The organism is Campylobacter volucris (genome assembly GCF_008245045.1).
Classification (GTDB): domain Bacteria; phylum Campylobacterota; class Campylobacteria; order Campylobacterales; family Campylobacteraceae; genus Campylobacter_D; species Campylobacter_D volucris.
Genome location: NZ_CP043428.1, coordinates 1491853 through 1508992, shown reverse-complemented (window position 1 = coordinate 1508992; position 17140 = coordinate 1491853). Strand labels below are relative to the sequence as shown.

The following is a 17140-nucleotide window of genomic DNA, read 5'->3' as shown; positions in this document are numbered from 1 at the left end:
TAATTCCTTAGTGTTGTATTTATTTAAAAAAAGTAATCAAAATTACACAATTTAGTATTCATTTTAACAATTTTTGGTTAATTAAAACTAACAAGTCCTTGGGTAAAAAGTTTAACAATTTTTTTCGCATGTGCTTTTTGTTCTTTTTTATCCATTAAAACTTTGTTTTCAAATGTGCTTTGTATAAAAAAAGAACCTCTAAGCATTGCACAAAAAGTGTAGCTTAAAAATTTTGCATTCTTTGCTAGCTTTTTGTTTTCCTTTGCAAATCTTTGTTGTAGCATAAATTCTATACCTGCTTTATTATTGCCTTTTAGCCATTTAGCAAAATCGATTTTTTCATTATAAATTTCAGAATATAAAAGTCTTACTATGGCAATGGTTTTTGTATTATTAAAAATTCCCAAATAAGCTAGAGCAAAATTATGCAAAAAATCTTCCAAGTTTTCATTTTCTTTAATGTTCATAGTTTCGTTAAAGATTTTTAAGAAATGGTTTTTTGTAAAATCATTTAAAATTGCTTCAAACAAACCCTCTTTGTTTTTATAATGTTGATAAACAGAGGAAAAAGATCCTCCTGCTTCTTTGATGATATCTTTAAGGTTGGTTGCTTCATAGCCATTTTTTAAAAACGATTCTGCTGCGATTTGTTTGATCTTATCAAGTCTTGCTTGAGATTTACTTGTTATTTTTTTATCCATAAAGTTACTCACTATGATTTAAAAGAGAATTTTTTGGATATACAAAATTACTTTCTCTTGTAACAACAATTTTTTCATCGTCTAAGGCATATGCTTTTATTATCAAAGGTATAACAGTATCTTTTCTATCATTATCTGCTAATTTTTTCTTTGCTTTTAAGACTACTATTTGTTTGCTTTTTTGACCCGCATCAAGCTTAAATGGCTTTTTAGGTCTAATAATTTCTAAGCCATCTTGTATATCTTTTAAATTTACATCAAAATAATATTCGTGTGGCTTGTTATCTGTATTTTGAAATAAGAAAATATAAGCATTTGTAATTTCGATTTCATTTTTTGAAGTTTTATGGATGTTATATAATTGGCTTGATCGATTGATGTTTAAAAGCATATGTTCTTTTTTACTTCCCATAATTGCTAAAGCTGTAAAAACTATACATAAAACCACTAAATACCCAATAGTTCTAAATCTAAGGTATTTAACTTTTGTATTATCTTGGATAGCTTTTGCACTTGTCCAATTAATCAAACTTGGGCGATCAAATTTAGCTTGAACTTTAGAGCAAGCATCAGCACATTCAAGACAATTAATGCACTCAAGCTGCATTCCTTGGCGTATATCTATATGTGTTGGGCAAATTTTTACACAGGCTTCACATCCTATGCATTCGCCTTGAGGGGGTTTTTTGTGAAGTTTAGTATGTCCATCGTAAATAACCCCACCTCTTTTTTCATCATAAATTACTTGTATGGTATTGTTATCAAACATAACAGATTGTATTCTTGCATAAGGGCATATATAAACGCAAAATTTTTCACCCAAATAAACTATATCAAAGGTAAAAGCCAAAGAAGCACAAAATAAAATTCCTAAAAGCAAAAGATGATCTTTAGGATTTTGTATATAGATAAAAAAATCTTCAGGTGGAACAAAATACCATAAAAAAGCACTCATCATAATTAAAGATAAAATATAAAAAATCACAATACTTAAAAATTTTCTTACAAAAAAACCTTGAGAAGGTTTTTGTTTGTTTTCAATGCTTTTATAAATTTTAAAAATTTTAGTTTGCAAAAGATCTCTATAAATGACTCTAGCAATGGTTTGCGGACAGGTCCATGCGCACCAAATTCTTCCTGCTAATGTCGTGATAAAAAGTATGGTTAAGAACATCCCTATAATTAAAAAAGGCATTAAGTATAATTCTTGTGTATCAAAAGCAATAAAAAATAAATTTAATTTTTTATGGTCAAAGCTTAATAGAAAAAAATGATTTCCATTGATTTTAACAAAAGGTAATAATATAAAAATGATCATAGATGTGATATAAGCTATATATCTTTTTTTAGTAAAATTGGTAACACAGCCACTCATGGTAATCCTTGTGCGTATAATTTTGCATAATTTTAGTCTTATAAAAATTAAAATATTCTTTGGTTTTAAAATTCTTATTTTTTTAAAGTTTGTATTGAATAAATAAAATATTTATTGATAATTGTGATATAATTTTAAGCCTAAATTTTATTAAGAAAGGTGGTGAGGGTCGTGCCAGGAATTAAGGTACATCCTAACGAGTCTTTTGATGAAGCGTATAGAAAATTCAAAAAACAAGTAGATAGAAATTTAGTTGTTACTGAAGTTCGTGCTAGAAGATTTTTTGAGCCTATGACTGAAATTCGCAAAAAACAAAAAATTTCAGCTCGTAAAAAAATGCTTAAAAGACTTTATATGCTTAGACGCTACGAGTCAAGACTCTAATACCAAAAAGCCGAGAAATCGGCTTTATCTCCGTAAATTTTTTATTGTGTTTTATTGATTAGATTTTGTTAATATAATTTTTGTTAAAATTTATTTTAAATTAATATTGCAATTTTAGGAAAATTTATGAAACATATAAAAAGTATATTAAAATTAAGTATGATTAGTGGCATAGCTGCTATTAGCGTAGGTGCTTTAAGTGGTTGCGGCGGCTCAAACGATACTAGTGCAAATAATGCTTTAGCTCAAGCTTCTAATACTCAAGGTGCTTTTGTCATTATAGAAGAAACCGCTCCAAATCAATATAAAATCAAAGATCAATTTCCAAGCGATGAAACTAGAGTTGTATTAAAACAGCTTGATGGTACTGAAAGAGTTTTAAGCAAAGAAGAAATGGATAAATTAATCCAAGAAGAAGCAGCAAAAATAGACAATGGAACTTCAAATTTAACCAATCCAAATAATGCTTCTATGAGTAGTGGTGGTTTATCTTTAGGAGAAACTTTACTTGCAAGTGCAGCTGGAGCTATTTTGGGTAGTTGGATAGGTTCAAAGCTTTTTAATAATCAAAATTTTGCAAACCAACAACGCGGAGCTTTTTCAAATCAAAGTGCATATCAAAGAAGTGTTAATAGTTTTAATAAAGCAGGTGCTACGACAAATTCAGGATCAGGTGCTAAAAAATCAGGTTTTTTTGGCGGTGGCTCAAAAGCTACTTCTTCAACTCAAAATTCATTTGGTTCTTGATTAAGTAAAAAAGGAAAAATATGAAATTTTTAAAAGTAAATCCTTTGGAAAAATCTTATTTAGAACAAATGGGTTTTTCATGGCATACGGATAATGATGGAAGTGATTATTTAGATTCTAATTTAATTTGCGTTAGTGAAAATGAAGCCAATGCTTATTATGAAGCTGTTAATGAGCTTTATGATATGTATGTAGCAGCAGCACAAGAAGTTATAGATAATAATCGTTTTGATGAGCTTGGAATTCCATTTAATTTGATTGAAGCTATTAAAATGAGTTGGGAAAATGATGTGCATTGGCATTTATATGGAAGATTTGATTTAGCAGGTGGACTTGATGGAAAACCTATTAAGTTGATAGAATTTAATGCTGATACTCCTACTTCTTTATTTGAAAGTGCTATTTTGCAATGGGCTTTGTTAAAACAAAACAACTTAGATGAAAGTTTGCAATTTAATAATATTTATGAAGCTTTAAAAGATAATTTTAAAAGATTAATTACCTTAGACGAAAATGTTAGTGATTTTGAAAAATATTATGATGGATGGAAAATTCTTTTTTCATCTATAGCAGGAAGTGATGAGGATGCAATTACGACTAAATTTTTAGCTCATATAGCTAAAGAAGCTGGTTTTGAGAGTGAGTTTTCGTATATTGATGAGGTAGAATTTTCCCCAGATGGAGTTTTTAAAAATGACATTAATTTTGAATATTTATTTAAACTTATCCCTTGGGAAAATATAGCCATAGAAGAGGGTGAGCTTGCTATGCTTTTAACTCAAATTATGCAAAATCAAAAAGCCATCATTTTAAACCCTGCTTATACTTTGCTTTTTCAAAGCAAAGGTATTATGAAAATTTTATGGGAGCTTTATCCAAATCATCCTTTATTGCTTGAAACAAGCGATGAACCTTTAGCGGGTAAAAAATGTGTTAAAAAGCCTGTTTTTGGTAGAGAAGGGGCTAATGTGTCTATTATAGAAGCTAATGGTGATGTGAGTTTTCAAACAAATGGAGATTACCATAATAATCGTTTTGTTTATCAAGAATTTGCCGAGTTTAATCAAAATGAAAATGATTATTATCAAGCTGGAGTATTTTTTGCGTATGAAGGCTGTGGCTTGGGCTTTAGAAAAGGTGGCTTAGTGCTTGATAATTATTCTAAATTTGTAGGGCATGTGATAGAACAATGAAAATAGTATGCTTAGATGCTGCCACTTTGGGCGGTGCTGATTTATCTCTTTTTAAAAATTTTGGCGAATTTGAAGTTTATGATTTAACCCCTAAAGAAGAAGTTATAACAAGAATCAAAGACGCACAAGTGGTGATGATAAATAAAGTCATCATTGATAAAGAAGTTATAGATAATACTAATTTAAAATTAATCTTGCAGCTTGGCACTGGGGTTAATAATATCGATGTAGCTTATGCTAATTCAAAAAATATCATAGTAAAAAATGCCGCTGGGTATTCTACAAAAAGTGTTTTAAGCCATACTTTTGCACTAATGTTTGCTTTTTTAAATCAAATTCCTTATTATGATAGATGGAGCAAAGAAGGAAAATGGTGCCAAAGTCCTATTTTTACTGATTTTAGTAGAAATTTACACACATTAACAGGAAAAAGACATGGCATTATAGGTCTTGGCGCTATAGGTAAAGAAGTGGCAAAAGTATCGCAAATATTTGGTGCTAATGTGTGTTATTACTCTACTTCTGGAGTAAATTTTAATGATGAGTATAAGCAAGTTAGTTTAGATGAATTATTAACAACTTGTGATGTAATTAGCATACACTCTCCTTTAAATGAAAAGACAAAAAATTTACTTAGTAAAAAAGAACTAGATAAGTTAAAGCAAGGTGCAATTTTGATTAATGTTGGTAGAGGTGGCATTATAAATGAAGATGATTTAGCTTGGGCTATTGATGAAAAAAATATAAAAGTAGGACTTGATGTGTTAGAAGTTGAACCTATGATTGCTAATCATCCATTGCTTAAAATCAAAAACAAAGAAAATTTAATCATCACCCCGCATGTTGCATGGGCTAGCGTAGAATCGATACAAAATTTAGTCCAAATAGTTTATGAAAATCTTAAGGAGTATGTAGAAAATGGCAAATGAACATAGTTTTGATATAAGCGGTGAGATCGATAAACAAGAATTAAAAAATGCACTTGAGCAGGCCAAAAAAGAACTTGATAATAGATATGATTTAAAAGGCATAAAAAGCGAAATCGAGTTAAATGAAAAAGAAAGTGTTTATAAGCTTATTTGTTCTAGTGAATCCAAGCTTGATGTTTTAAAAGATATACTTATTTCTAAGCTTATTAAAAGAGGGATTAATCCAAATGGTATAAAAGAATTAAGCAAAGAAAGTGGTGCTAATTTTAGATTAAATTTAAAAGTAAATGATGCAATTGATGCAGATAGTGCTAAAAAAATCAATAAAGCTATAAAAGATAGTAAATTAAAAGTGACTTCTAGCATAAGAGGTGATGAGATAAGAGTCGTTGGAAAGCAAATTGATGATTTGCAAAGTGTTATGAAGATAGTAAAAGATTTAAATTTAGAACTTAATCTAAGTTTTAAAAATCTTAAATAAAATGTTGAAAAATATTTTTCTTTGTTTTTTGTGTTTGTTTTTGAGTTCTTGTGCTATAAAAAATAAAACACAATCACAAAGCGTTTTTGTTGTTTTGAAAAATTCTCAAATCAAATTTAATGATTATGGCTTTTTATACCAAGGTAAAAACGATATAAATTTAGAACTTTATAATGCTTCAAAAGCACTATTTACACTAAAAATAGCAGATAATATCTGTATAAATGGTGTGTGTTATACTAAAAAGCTTTTTAATAAAAAATTTTTTAATTATGAGTATTATGATGATTTTTTAAAAGATCTTATTTTGCAAAAAGCAATATTTAATAATAAAAATAAAATTACAAATTCTTGTGGCTTTATACAAGAGTTAAAAAGCAAAGATTATGAAATTTTTTATGAAGTTTGCGATGGCAAGATGAGCTTTAGCGAAAAAAAATCAAATATTAAATTTAGTATTACTCGTATAAAAAATTAAAAGGAAAATATGAAAGATTTAAAACTTTTTTTAAAAAATACCACTAAAAGTAATATATATAAAAATCTACAATGTAACGAAGATGAAATTTTAATCTTAAAGCAAATGTGTAAAAGTTATTTACAAGCTAATACTAGTATCAATGCTTATAGTTTATTGAGTGAAATTTTTAAGACAGAAGATTATCAATATCTTGATCATCTTCAAAATTTAAAAAATCTTATTGAAAAAGGCTTTATAGTTCAAATTTTTTCTGATTTTAAAACTAGTAAAAATTCTAATTCGCTTTTGAATTTGCTTCAAAGTGATTTGAGTTTGAGTGAAGTTTTTTTGCAAGTTTTAGAAAATAAGCAAATAGACTTTTTACAAGAAGAAGGTTATGAAGATCATATGGCTTATTTAAAAGATGAATTTTTTAAAATAGATTTATATCAAAGATTGAGATTTTTTGCTAATAGCAAGGAACAATTAAAAATCAAAGAAGATATTAAAAAATTTGAAAATTGTATTAAAAAAAGACTTAAAAAAAGTAATATCACCAATGTTTTAATGGATATTTTTAAAGAATATTCTTTGAATGACAAAGAACGCTTGATATTTGTGAGTTTATTAAAAGAAGAATATTTATTAAATACCGAAAATTCTTATAGTAGAGATTATAATTTTTTACTCCATTTAATTAGCAATGATACCAACGAAAAAAAACAAAACAAATTTTTACTAGATGAAGATTGCAAGCTTATTAGCTCTAATCTTATAGAATTTGATGAATTTGTAAATTCTTTAGGGGATATTTCTAAGACTTTTTATTTAAGTGATGATATTTTGCAAAGAATTATAAATCACAAAGAACCAAAGAAAAATAAAAAAATAAAACTGCAAAATTTAGTGAAAAATCAAGATATTTTTGAATTAATCGAACCAAATATAAATATCGATGATGTTATCATGCCACAAAGTACAAAAAATTTATTAGAAAATATCTTAAAACAGCAAGATAAAAAAGTCCTTCAAAGACTAAATAATTGGGGTATTAAAAGCAATAAAAATATAGAAGCAAAGATTATTTTTTATGGACCAGCTGGCACTGGCAAGACTATGAGTGCTTTGAGTATAGCTAAGGCTATGAAAAAGGCTATTTTAAGTTTTGATTGCTCTAAAATTTTAAGTAAATATGTCGGAGAGAGCGAGCAAAATGTAAGAAAAATTTTTGATACTTATAAAGAGCTTTGTCAAACAAGCAAACAAAGTCCAATTTTGCTTTTAAATGAAGCAGATCAGTTTTTAAGTACTAGAATTGAAAGTAGCGGTGGTGCTGATAAAATGCACAATCAAATGCAAAATATTTTTTTAGAACAAATTGAACGCTTTAGTGGAGTGATGATTGCAACAACGAATTTTTTAGAAAGTTTAGATGTGGCATTTTCAAGACGCTTTGATTATAAAATAGAATTTAAAAAACCTGATTTTTCACAACGCTTAATGATATGGAAAAAATCTTTGCCAAAAAATGCCAAATTTGATGAAGAATTTGATGAAGAATTGCTGGCAAATTATGAACTTAGCGGAGCGCAAATTGTAATGGTGATTAAAAATACTGCCTTAAAAGCTGCTGTGTGTAAAGATGGAATTTTTAAAATGAGTTATTTTTTAGAAACTATACAAAAAGAATTAGAATCATCTTTTGATAAAAATAAAATTGTTGGTTTTAAAAATTAAACTGATAACTCTTGTTAATGTTTCATTATGTTAAAACTTAATTTTGTAAAAACTTTCCTAGGCTTATATTTTTAAGTCTATATATTATCTATATAGACTTAAATTATTGTTTTATTATTTTGTAGTATATCAAAGCTTTATTTTATTAAAACTTCTTTTTCCTAGCATCTTCTAAGATATCATTAGCAATTTGATTAACATTTTCAGATATTGCAGCACTATCTTTAGCTATTTTAAGATTTTCTTGAGTTACATGATCAATTTGAGCTACAGCATCATTAATTTGAGTAATACCTGTAGTTTGTTCTTTAATACTTTCACCCATTTCATTAATAGATTGAACTAAGATATTAGTATTAGCTTCTATTTCACCTAAAGACTTTTGAGTTCTTTCAGCTAGGTTTCTAACTTCATCAGCAACAACAGCAAATCCACGACCATGTTCTCCAGCACGTGCTGCTTCAATTGCAGCATTTAATGCTAATAGATTGATTTGATCAGCAATATCTCCAATAATAGAAGTAACATTTTTAATCTCTTCACTTTGAGCAATTACTTCACTAGTTTTAGAAGAAACATTTTGCATAGAAGAAGTAATCTCTTCTAAAGCAGCAGCTGTTTCTTCTAAAGAAGAAGCTTGAGAAGATGAAGAATCAGTTAAGTCTTTTACTGCACTTTGTAATTTACCACTTTCAGTAGCAAGTAAATTAGCAAATTCAGAAGATTGTCTTAACATTTGTATGATTTCTTGTCCTAATACATTAGTAGTAATTTCTACTTCACCTTTAGCATCTTTTACTTCTGTAGTAAAGTCTAATGCTTTATAGCTATCAAATACACGATTAATTTCATTCATATTAGAACCAACTTTAGCTTGTAATACATGAAGCATATTGTTTAATACATTTTTTAATTCTACTAATTGAGGACTAGCAGGAATTGCTGTAATTCTTGCTGTTAGATTACCATGTTCTATTTCTTTAGCTGTTTCAACCGATTGTTCTACTGCTTTAGCATCTTGTTCTAAAGCATTTTTAGTTTTAGTGATGTTTTCATTGATAGCTTTAGCTATAGCTCCAAATTCGTCATTGGTTTTAACATCTATTAGATTAGAATCTTTGGTTTTATGATTGATAAAGTCAAAGAATGAGTTAAGACCTGATTGGATTTTTTGGAGTGGGGAGAGGTTGTATTGGATTACTAGTTTGACTATGATTAAAGAAGCAATAATTGCAATAATTCCTATTATAAATTGTTGCAATAATAATTCATCTGAAGATTGTGTATAAAGTTTTTTCTCTGTTACAGCGCAAACAACATAATTACTATCATTTATTTTTGAACAAGCTATCATTTGATTTATTCCTGCAGCATCTTTTGCTTCAAATAATTCATCGTTATTTGGGTCTATATATTTTGGATGGGCAGATAGTATGCTAGCAATTGCCTTTGATAGAGTTGTATTTTGAAGAATTTTTTCTTGTTTTTCATGTAATAATGGATACCCTTCTTTATAGTTAAACACCGCAGCATAAGAAGTGGAGCTTTTCCCAAGTACTAAAACATCACTAGAAAATCTTTCAAGATCATAATCACCACCAACAACGCCTATAAAATTTCCATCTTTGTATATAGGTGTAGCATAAGTTATACTTGTTTTACCAGTGCTTGCTGATTTATAAGGTTCAGATATAATTAATTTTCCCTCTTTTTTTGCTTGTTTATACCATCCTCTATTTTTTAGATCATAACCTTGTTTAATACCATTTACAACACCATTTGATCTATGTAATAGGCCAGTATCTTCAAATCCAACATAAAACAAATCAAAATTGTTAGCATTTTTGATGGTTTTGAGCATTTCTGTTAATTGATCTCCTCTAGATGTAAGATCTAAAGCAATTTGTTTGGAAAATTCTTTAACGACATTTTCTTTGCTAAAAGAATAAAGCTCATACATCTTTTTCACATCAAATAATGTTTTAAGTTGTATGTCTTGTAAAATTTCACTTTCTCTATGTTGCGTATTATTATAACTGATAAAACTCACGATAGATAACACTACAACAATTAAAATGCAAACTACAATAGTAATTTTAGCACTGATAGTTTTGATCATAAACATCTCCTAAACTTTTTAATTTACATTCTGTATTATATATTTAAATTTAAAAGATAATTTAAATTACTTTTTAATATTAATAAAAAAGTTCATTGGATTATTTTCTAGTATAATGAGTGTAATGCGTTTAAAAAATGTTAATAGTCTAAATAAATATTATCAATAAACTTTTATCAACCCAACCCAACCATCTTGAATAATTATTTATTTATAGAGTTAATAAGCTATCAATTTTGATGTTTTAATCATTTAATTTTTTACTTATATTAAAATCAACAACACTACTAATATAATAAACCTATAATATTATAGGTTTTAATTATAGATTTTATAAGTTTTATAAGTTTTAGTTTTAAAAAACCTCTTAAGCTTATATTTTAAGTCTATATATTATCTATATAGACTTAAATTATTGTTTTATTATTTTGTAGTATATCAAAGCTTTATTTTATTAAAACTTCTTTTTCCTAGCATCTTCTAAGATATCATTAGCAATTTGATTAACATTTTCAGATATTGCAGCACTATCTTTAGCTATTTTAAGATTTTCTTGAGTTACATGATCAATTTGAGCTACAGCATCATTAATTTGAGTAATACCTGTAGTTTGTTCTTTAATACTTTCACCCATTTCATTAATAGATTGAACTAAGATATTAGTATTAGCTTCTATTTCACCTAAAGACTTTTGAGTTCTTTCAGCTAGGTTTCTAACTTCATCAGCAACAACAGCAAATCCACGACCATGTTCTCCAGCACGTGCTGCTTCAATTGCAGCATTTAATGCTAATAGATTGATTTGATCAGCAATATCTCCAATAATAGAAGTAACATTTTTAATCTCTTCACTTTGAGCAATTACTTCACTAGTTTTAGAAGAAACATTTTGCATAGAAGAAGTAATCTCTTCTAAAGCAGCAGCTGTTTCTTCTAAAGAAGAAGCTTGAGAAGATGAAGAATCAGTTAAGTCTTTTACTGCACTTTGTAATTTACCACTTTCAGTAGCAAGTAAATTAGCAAATTCAGAAGATTGTCTTAACATTTGTATGATTTCTTGTCCTAATACATTAGTAGTAATTTCTACTTCACCTTTAGCATCTTTTACTTCTGTAGTAAAGTCTAATGCTTTATAGCTATCAAATACACGATTAATTTCATTCATATTAGAACCAACTTTAGCTTGTAATACATTAAGCATATTGTTTAATACATTTTTTAATTCTACTAATTGAGGACTAGCAGGAATTGCTGTAATTCTTGCTGTTAGATTACCATGTTCTATTTCTTTAGCTGTTTCAACAGATTGTTCTACTGCTTTAGCATCTTGTTCTAAAGCATTTTTAGTTTTAGTGATGTTTTCGTTGATAGCACTTGCCATTTTTCCAAATTCGTCATTGGTTTTAACATCTATTAGATTAGAATCTTTGGTTTTATGATTGATAAAGTCAAAGAATGAGTTAAGACCTGATTGGATTTTTTGGAGTGGGGAGAGGTAATATGACATTAAAAAGTATAAAAACATTGTTGAAATTAAAACTAAAATTATTACAATTATTATTTGTCCAACTAATCCTCTATTGGCTTCTTTTAAAATCGTGTCTAAACTCGCTGATGAACAAATAGAATAAGATGTTCCGTAGAAATTTTTAACATTATTACAAACACCAATAGTATCATTGCCTTTCATGTCTTGATATTCAAAAATTTGCATATTACCTGATTTGGAAGATTCTGCAAATAAAATATCATGTTCTTTGGTTTTTTCTTGTATATGTTCAGATGATATAAAAGGAATTTGATTAGAATCCATAACGACTAATTTTTCTCCAACACTTTCCATTGAAGGTTTGATACTTTCTAAGTCGATATCTATACCAAAAACAGCTAATAATTTATTGTCTTTGTATATAGCTCTTACTATACTGATGCAAGGATTTTTTGTTAATTCATCGATATACACAGGTGTTACATATAATTCGTTTTTACTTATTGCTTGTTTAAACCATTCTTTTTCTCTAGCATCAAAAGTAGAACTTTTTTTAATAACATCAAAAAATTTATTTTCTTTATCAGATACAGGAGAGCTAATAATAACATCTCCATTTGGTAATCCTATAAAAGAACTTAAAGCACCCATTGTTTTTAATGTTTTTAACTTATAAGAAAGATCATTTAAAAGAATTTCATTGCTTGATTGTGTATTTTTAACTTCATTATCGACATATTTTATCCAATTTTCAAAACCATCAATTTTACCAGTTATGAAAGTATTAAAAATGGTATTTGCTGAAGATACTTTTGATATTTCATCGGTTTGTTGATTTTGTATCAATATATCTTTACTAAGAATAAAACTTAGCAAACCTAAAATTATCAGCATTATTGCTGAACAAATAGAAGCAATTAAAGCTATTTTTATCTTTATGCTATTCATAAATTCTCCTAATATGTTTTATTTACATAATTTTGAAATTTTATAGCTAAAAAACAAATTAAATTTTTAATTATAAAAAAACAAATGATTTTATATTAATGTTTTTATTGTAAATAGTGAGTAAGATAAATTATTAAGAACAAAAATATTTACTAAAAGTTTATTTAGCATTTTAGACTTTCAAGTCTAAAATGCTTATTAACTAACACTAAAACTTCTTCTTCCTAGCATCTTCTAAGATATCATTAGCAATTTGATTAACATTTTCAGATATTGCAGCACTATCTTTAGCTATTTTAAGATTTTCTTGAGTTACATGATCAATTTGAGCTACAGCATCATTAATTTGAGTAATACCTGTAGTTTGTTCTTTAATACTTTCACCCATTTCATTAATAGATTGAACTAAGATATTAGTATTAGCTTCTATTTCACCTAAAGACTTTTGAGTTCTTTCAGCTAGGTTTCTAACTTCATCAGCAACAACAGCAAATCCACGACCATGTTCTCCAGCACGTGCTGCTTCAATTGCAGCATTTAATGCTAATAGATTGATTTGATCAGCAATATCTCCAATAATAGAAGTAACATTTTTAATCTCTTCACTTTGAGCAATTACTTCACTAGTTTTAGAAGAAACATTTTGCATAGAAGAAGTAATCTCTTCTAAAGCAGCAGCTGTTTCTTCTAAAGAAGAAGCTTGAGAAGATGAAGAATCAGTTAAGTCTTTTACTGCACTTTGTAATTTACCACTTTCAGTAGCAAGTAAATTAGCAAATTCAGAAGATTGTCTTAACATTTGTATGATTTCTTGTCCTAATACATTAGTAGTAATTTCTACTTCACCTTTAGCATCTTTTACTTCTGTAGTAAAGTCTAATGCTTTATAGCTATCAAATACACGATTAATTTCATTCATATTAGAACCAACTTTAGCTTGTAATACATGAAGCATATTGTTTAATACATTTTTTAATTCTACTAATTGAGGACTAGCAGGAATTGCTGTAATTCTTGCTGTTAGATTACCATGTTCTATTTCTTTAGCTGTTTCAACCGATTGTTCTACTGCTTTAGCATCTTGTTCTAAAGCATTTTTAGTTTTAGTGATGTTTTCATTGATAGCTTTAGCTATAGCTCCAAATTCGTCATTGGTTTTAACATCTATTAGATTAGAATCTTTGGTTTTATGATTGATAAAGTCAAAGAATGAGTTAAGACCTGATTGGATTTTTTGGAGTGGGGAGAGGTTGTATTGGATTACTAGTTTGACTATGATTAAAGCAATTACTATTGCTATTAAACCTACGATAATTTGAGCAAACAAAGCTTTTTTTATAGGATTTGTATAAGCACGATTTTCTGTAATTGTGCAAACTTTAAAATTTGGATTAATAGTGGCATTACACATTACTTGATAAGCTATGCCTTTGTCATCTTTTGCTTCAAATAAAGAATCTCTATTATCTGGATCTAGATAGTATGATGGATTTGTATTAATGATTTTTGAAATATTTGTTCCTAGTTGATCTTTTGTCAAGATTTTATCTTGATTTTCGTGGAACATAATCTCACCTTCGTTGTTATAAACAACTGCATAAGTAGTAGCAGATCTTCCAAAAGCTAAAACATCTTTAGAAAAAGAACTTAGTGTATAATCACCACCAACAACGCCTATAAAATTTCCATTTTTATATACAGGTGCTGCATAAGTCATAGTAACAACGCCATCTGTTGATGATCTATAAGGGTTAGTTGCGATGACTGCTTTTGCTTGTCTTGCTTGTGTATACCATATGCTATTTTGTAAATTAAAACCTTTTGCAGAATTTAAAAACTGCCCATTTGATAAAAACACACCATTTAGCTCTTCAATACCAAAGAAAGTTAATTGGAAATTAAAAGCCTTTTGAAAAGACCCAATAAGTGATAGAATTTGTTCTTTATCATCCAATGGAACTTTAGAAAGTTCATCTGCTAAGGTATTGATAGCATTTCTTTTGCTTTGTCCATAATTGTTAAATGTTAAAGTTACATCATCCATTGTTTTTAATTGAACATCTTTGATGAGTTCAAAAGTATTATTTTTGGTTTGAAAATAACCTAAAACACTGACTATACTTAAAATCATGACAATCAAAAATCCAACTATTGATGTCATTTTGCCTGATACATTTAGTTTCAACATCGTTTAATTTCTCCTTATCTTAATTTTGTTTGTAATTTGTTGTTTATTTTTTAAAAATATAATAACTTTTCATTTAATTTTTATTATATTTTTAGTTTAGTAGATGGAATTATATTTAAAAAAATTAAATTTTTTATTAATTTGTAATAAAAATAGTTTTTATATATATTTAAGCTTATATTGATATAATTTTGACTTCATTTTTATTTGCGGGAATAGCTCAGGGGTAGAGCACAACCTTGCCAAGGTTGGGGTCGCGAGTTCGAATCTCGTTTCCCGCTCCATTATCACCCGCCCGGGTGGTGGAATTGGTAGACACAAGGGACTTAAAATCCCTCGGAATTTTTCTTCCGTGCCGGTTCAAGTCCGGCCTCGGGCACCACATTTATTGGGGTAACTCAAGGCGACATAGCCAAGCGGTAAGGCATGGGCCTGCAAAGCCTTGATCTCCGGTTCGAATCCGGATGTCGCCTCCAATCATTTTGAAAATTTTATATATTCGGGAGATGGCTGAGTGGTCGAAAGCGGCGGTCTTGAAAACCGTTGAGGGTAACACCTCCAGGGGTTCGAATCCCTTTCTCCCGGCCACTTTTATGCGTCTAAAACAGCACCCTTGCTAGCATTGCTTACTAATTTTTGATACATTTTTAACCATCTTGAATTTATTTCTTTTTGCAATGGCTTAAATTCAGCTTTTCTTTTTGTTATTTCTTCATTGCTTAAATTTGTATTTATACTATAATTATCCACATCTATTTCAATTTCATCCCCGTCTTTTAAAAGGGCTATTAACCCACCTTCAGCAGCCTCAGGGGAGATATGGCCTATACTAAGTCCTCTAGTAGCACCACTAAAGCGTCCATCTGTAATCAATGCTACATCAGCTCCAAGTCCCATGCCAGTTAAAAGTGAAGTAGGACTTAGCATTTCTTGCATGCCAGGCCCACCTTTTGGACCTTCATAGCGTATAACACACACTTGTCCTTTTTTAACCTTTCCTTTTATAATGCCTTTTATAGCTTCTTCTTGAGAGTTAAAACATATTGCCTTGCCTTTAAATTTACGCTGACCCATGATTCCAGCAGTTTTTATAACACAACCTTGCTCAGCCAAATTTCCAAATAAAATCGCAAGTCCACCTACACTAGAATAAGCATTGTCTAATTTTTTAATGATGCTTTCATCTTTGATTTTTGAATTTTTTATACGATCTTGTAAAGTTTGTCCGAGTATGTCCATAGCATCAAGCTCTAAAATATGATCTTTTTTATTTGCAAGTTCGGCTATTACAGCACTTACTCCACCAGCTTTATGGATATCTTCCATATATACACTATTTAGCGAAGGTGCTATTTTGGCAATGTGCGCTACATTTTTACTAATTTCATTTAATTCTTTAATATTTAAATTTACACCTGCTTCATAGGCAATTGCAAGCATATGTAGTATTGTATTAGAGCTTCCACCCATAGCCATATCAACTATTAGAGCGTTTTTTATGGATTTTTTAGTGATGATATTTTTAATTTTAAAGCGTTCATCGAGTGCTATTTGGCAAATTCTGCGCGCTGCTTTTCTTAAAAGCTCTTCTCTTTCTTTACTTAAAGCTAGTATGGTGCCATTGCCTTCTAGTGCTATACCCATAGCCTCACATAAAGTATTCATAGAATTTGCAGTAAACATTCCAGAACATGAACCACCGCTAGGACAGGCTTTGCATTCTATATCTTTTAAATCATCTTCATTGATTTTTTTTGCTTCATATGCACCAACTGCTTCAAAAACTGAACTAAGGCTGATTTTATCACCATGTTTGTTTACCCCAGCTCTCATAGGCCCACCGCTTACAAAAATAGTAGGAACATTTACTCTTAAAGCTCCCATTAACATACCTGGTGTGATTTTATCGCAATTTGGTATGCAAATTAAAGCATCAAGTTGATGAGCATTCATCACAGTTTCTATAGAATTTGCTATGATTTCACGACTTGGCAAAGAATAAAGCATACCATCATGTCCCATTGCTATGCCATCATCTACTCCTATGGTATTAAATTCAAAAGGAATACAGCCATTTTTTTTGATTTCATCTTTAATGATTTTTGCATAATCGTTTAAGAAAAAATGACCTGGAATGATATCTATATAGCTATTTGCAACTCCTATGAAAGGTTTGTTAAAATCATCATCGTTTAATCCACATGCTCTAAGTAAAGAGCGATTTGGTGCTTTTAAATGTCCTTTTTTGATAGCATCACTTCTCATCAATAAGCCTTTTTTAAAAGTAAAAAATCATTTTATGCTTTTATTTTGCAATTTTTGCTTAAATTTTTTAAACTTAAAAGAATATTTAAAAAAATCATTTAAAATGTAAAATCTTTTATTTTTA

General features: G+C 28.7%; 13 protein-coding genes, 4 tRNA genes and 3 pseudogenes. 11 read left to right on the top strand and 9 right to left on the bottom strand.

What is annotated here, in order from left to right; translation table 11 throughout:
• Window positions 1-77: 77 nt before the first annotated feature.
• On the bottom strand, window positions 78-701 hold the full coding sequence (locus tag CVOLT_RS07795; protein WP_039666191.1) for a TetR/AcrR family transcriptional regulator: 624 nt from the start codon (window positions 699-701) through the stop codon (window positions 78-80).
• A gap of 4 nt (window positions 702-705) precedes the next feature.
• Entirely contained in the window at window positions 706-2076 is a 1371-nt protein-coding gene (gene ccoG / locus CVOLT_RS07790; protein ID WP_039666190.1) for a cytochrome c oxidase accessory protein CcoG, read from the bottom strand.
• A gap of 171 nt (window positions 2077-2247) precedes the next feature.
• Between ccoG and rpsU the strand changes: the two genes are divergently transcribed.
• The 7 genes from rpsU to CVOLT_RS07755 all read left to right on the top strand — a co-directional run bounded on the left by rpsU (window position 2248) and on the right by CVOLT_RS07755 (window position 8007).
• A complete protein-coding gene (rpsU, locus tag CVOLT_RS07785; RefSeq protein ID WP_002780697.1) occupies window positions 2248-2460 on the top strand; it encodes a 30S ribosomal protein S21 in 213 nt (70 codons plus the stop codon).
• A gap of 126 nt (window positions 2461-2586) precedes the next feature.
• Window positions 2587-3207 (top strand): UPF0323 family lipoprotein, encoded by a 621-nt coding sequence (locus CVOLT_RS07780; RefSeq protein ID WP_039666189.1) that lies wholly within the window; start codon window positions 2587-2589, stop codon window positions 3205-3207.
• Between the two features lie 20 nt (window positions 3208-3227).
• Entirely contained in the window at window positions 3228-4400 is a 1173-nt protein-coding gene (locus CVOLT_RS07775; RefSeq protein WP_039666188.1) for a glutathionylspermidine synthase family protein, read from the top strand.
• Window positions 4397-5329 (top strand): D-2-hydroxyacid dehydrogenase, encoded by a 933-nt coding sequence (locus CVOLT_RS07770; protein ID WP_039666187.1) that lies wholly within the window; start codon window positions 4397-4399, stop codon window positions 5327-5329. Before CVOLT_RS07775 ends, CVOLT_RS07770 begins: the two co-directional genes overlap by 4 nt.
• Window positions 5319-5810, top strand: coding sequence for a YajQ family cyclic di-GMP-binding protein (locus CVOLT_RS07765; RefSeq protein WP_039666186.1), 492 nt, complete (start codon window positions 5319-5321; stop codon window positions 5808-5810). Before CVOLT_RS07770 ends, CVOLT_RS07765 begins: the two co-directional genes overlap by 11 nt.
• Before the next feature lie 4 nt (window positions 5811-5814).
• Window positions 5815-6288 carry a hypothetical protein gene (locus tag CVOLT_RS07760; RefSeq protein WP_084059243.1) on the top strand — a complete coding sequence of 158 codons (474 nt, stop codon included), beginning with the start codon at window positions 5815-5817 and terminating at the stop codon, window positions 6286-6288.
• A 9-nt stretch (window positions 6289-6297) separates the two neighbouring features.
• Window positions 6298-8007: an ATP-binding protein gene (locus tag CVOLT_RS07755; protein WP_039666184.1), complete on the top strand. Its 1710-nt coding sequence runs from the start codon at window positions 6298-6300 to the stop codon at window positions 8005-8007.
• A gap of 145 nt (window positions 8008-8152) precedes the next feature.
• Here the strand turns inward: CVOLT_RS07755 and CVOLT_RS08310 are convergent, their stop codons facing one another.
• The 6 genes and pseudogenes from CVOLT_RS08310 to CVOLT_RS08285 form a co-directional block, all read right to left on the bottom strand.
• Complete coding sequence (locus CVOLT_RS08310) at window positions 8153-8593, bottom strand: methyl-accepting chemotaxis protein (protein ID WP_417903404.1); 441 nt, start codon at window positions 8591-8593, stop codon at window positions 8153-8155.
• A gap of 714 nt (window positions 8594-9307) precedes the next feature.
• A pseudogene (locus CVOLT_RS08305) lies at window positions 9308-9967 on the bottom strand (PDC sensor domain-containing protein); the annotation flags it as partial.
• Between the two features lie 613 nt (window positions 9968-10580).
• Entirely contained in the window at window positions 10581-11816 is a 1236-nt protein-coding gene (locus tag CVOLT_RS08300; RefSeq protein WP_417903405.1) for a methyl-accepting chemotaxis protein, read from the bottom strand.
• A gap of 171 nt (window positions 11817-11987) precedes the next feature.
• Window positions 11988-12266, bottom strand: a pseudogene (locus CVOLT_RS08295) (cache domain-containing protein); the annotation flags it as partial.
• Window positions 12267-12771: 505 nt separating this feature from the next.
• On the bottom strand, window positions 12772-13212 hold the full coding sequence (locus tag CVOLT_RS08290) for a methyl-accepting chemotaxis protein (protein ID WP_417903404.1): 441 nt from the start codon (window positions 13210-13212) through the stop codon (window positions 12772-12774).
• Between the two features lie 819 nt (window positions 13213-14031).
• A pseudogene (locus CVOLT_RS08285) lies at window positions 14032-14694 on the bottom strand (cache domain-containing protein); the annotation flags it as partial.
• Between the two features lie 266 nt (window positions 14695-14960).
• Between CVOLT_RS08285 and CVOLT_RS07735 the strand changes: the two are divergent.
• From CVOLT_RS07735 to CVOLT_RS07720, 4 genes are all read left to right on the top strand, one after another.
• A tRNA-Gly gene (locus CVOLT_RS07735) sits at window positions 14961-15035 on the top strand.
• A 9-nt stretch (window positions 15036-15044) separates the two neighbouring features.
• Window positions 15045-15133: transfer RNA gene (locus CVOLT_RS07730), tRNA-Leu, on the top strand.
• Between the two features lie 20 nt (window positions 15134-15153).
• Window positions 15154-15227 (top strand) — tRNA-Cys (locus CVOLT_RS07725).
• A 24-nt stretch (window positions 15228-15251) separates the two neighbouring features.
• Window positions 15252-15339 (top strand) — tRNA-Ser (locus CVOLT_RS07720).
• 3 nt (window positions 15340-15342) lie between these two features.
• On the opposite strand, the gene ilvD is transcribed toward CVOLT_RS07720, so the two are convergent.
• On the bottom strand, window positions 15343-17016 hold the full coding sequence (ilvD, locus tag CVOLT_RS07715; RefSeq protein ID WP_039666181.1) for a dihydroxy-acid dehydratase: 1674 nt from the start codon (window positions 17014-17016) through the stop codon (window positions 15343-15345).
• Window positions 17017-17140 lie beyond the last annotated feature (124 nt).

Bases quoted from the DNA above. Each gene is read 5' to 3' on its own strand.
- CVOLT_RS07795 (WP_039666191.1), bottom strand. From the start codon at position 701: ATGGATAAAAAAATAACAAGTAAATCTCAAGCAAGACTTGATAAGATC.
- ccoG (WP_039666190.1), bottom strand. From the start codon at position 2,076: ATGAGTGGCTGTGTTACCAATTTTACTAAAAAAAGATATATAGCTTAT.
- CVOLT_RS07780 (WP_039666189.1), top strand. From the start codon at position 2,587: ATGAAACATATAAAAAGTATATTAAAATTAAGTATGATTAGTGGCATA.
- CVOLT_RS07775 (WP_039666188.1), top strand. From the start codon at position 3,228: ATGAAATTTTTAAAAGTAAATCCTTTGGAAAAATCTTATTTAGAACAA.
- CVOLT_RS07770 (WP_039666187.1), top strand. From the start codon at position 4,397: ATGAAAATAGTATGCTTAGATGCTGCCACTTTGGGCGGTGCTGATTTA.
- CVOLT_RS07765 (WP_039666186.1), top strand. From the start codon at position 5,319: ATGGCAAATGAACATAGTTTTGATATAAGCGGTGAGATCGATAAACAA.
- CVOLT_RS07755 (WP_039666184.1), top strand. From the start codon at position 6,298: ATGAAAGATTTAAAACTTTTTTTAAAAAATACCACTAAAAGTAATATA.
- CVOLT_RS08310 (WP_417903404.1), bottom strand. From the start codon at position 8,593: ATGCAAAATGTTTCTTCTAAAACTAGTGAAGTAATTGCTCAAAGTGAA.
- CVOLT_RS08300 (WP_417903405.1), bottom strand. From the start codon at position 11,816: ATGAAAGGCAATGATACTATTGGTGTTTGTAATAATGTTAAAAATTTC.
- CVOLT_RS08290 (WP_417903404.1), bottom strand. From the start codon at position 13,212: ATGCAAAATGTTTCTTCTAAAACTAGTGAAGTAATTGCTCAAAGTGAA.
- ilvD (WP_039666181.1), bottom strand. From the start codon at position 17,016: ATGAGAAGTGATGCTATCAAAAAAGGACATTTAAAAGCACCAAATCGC.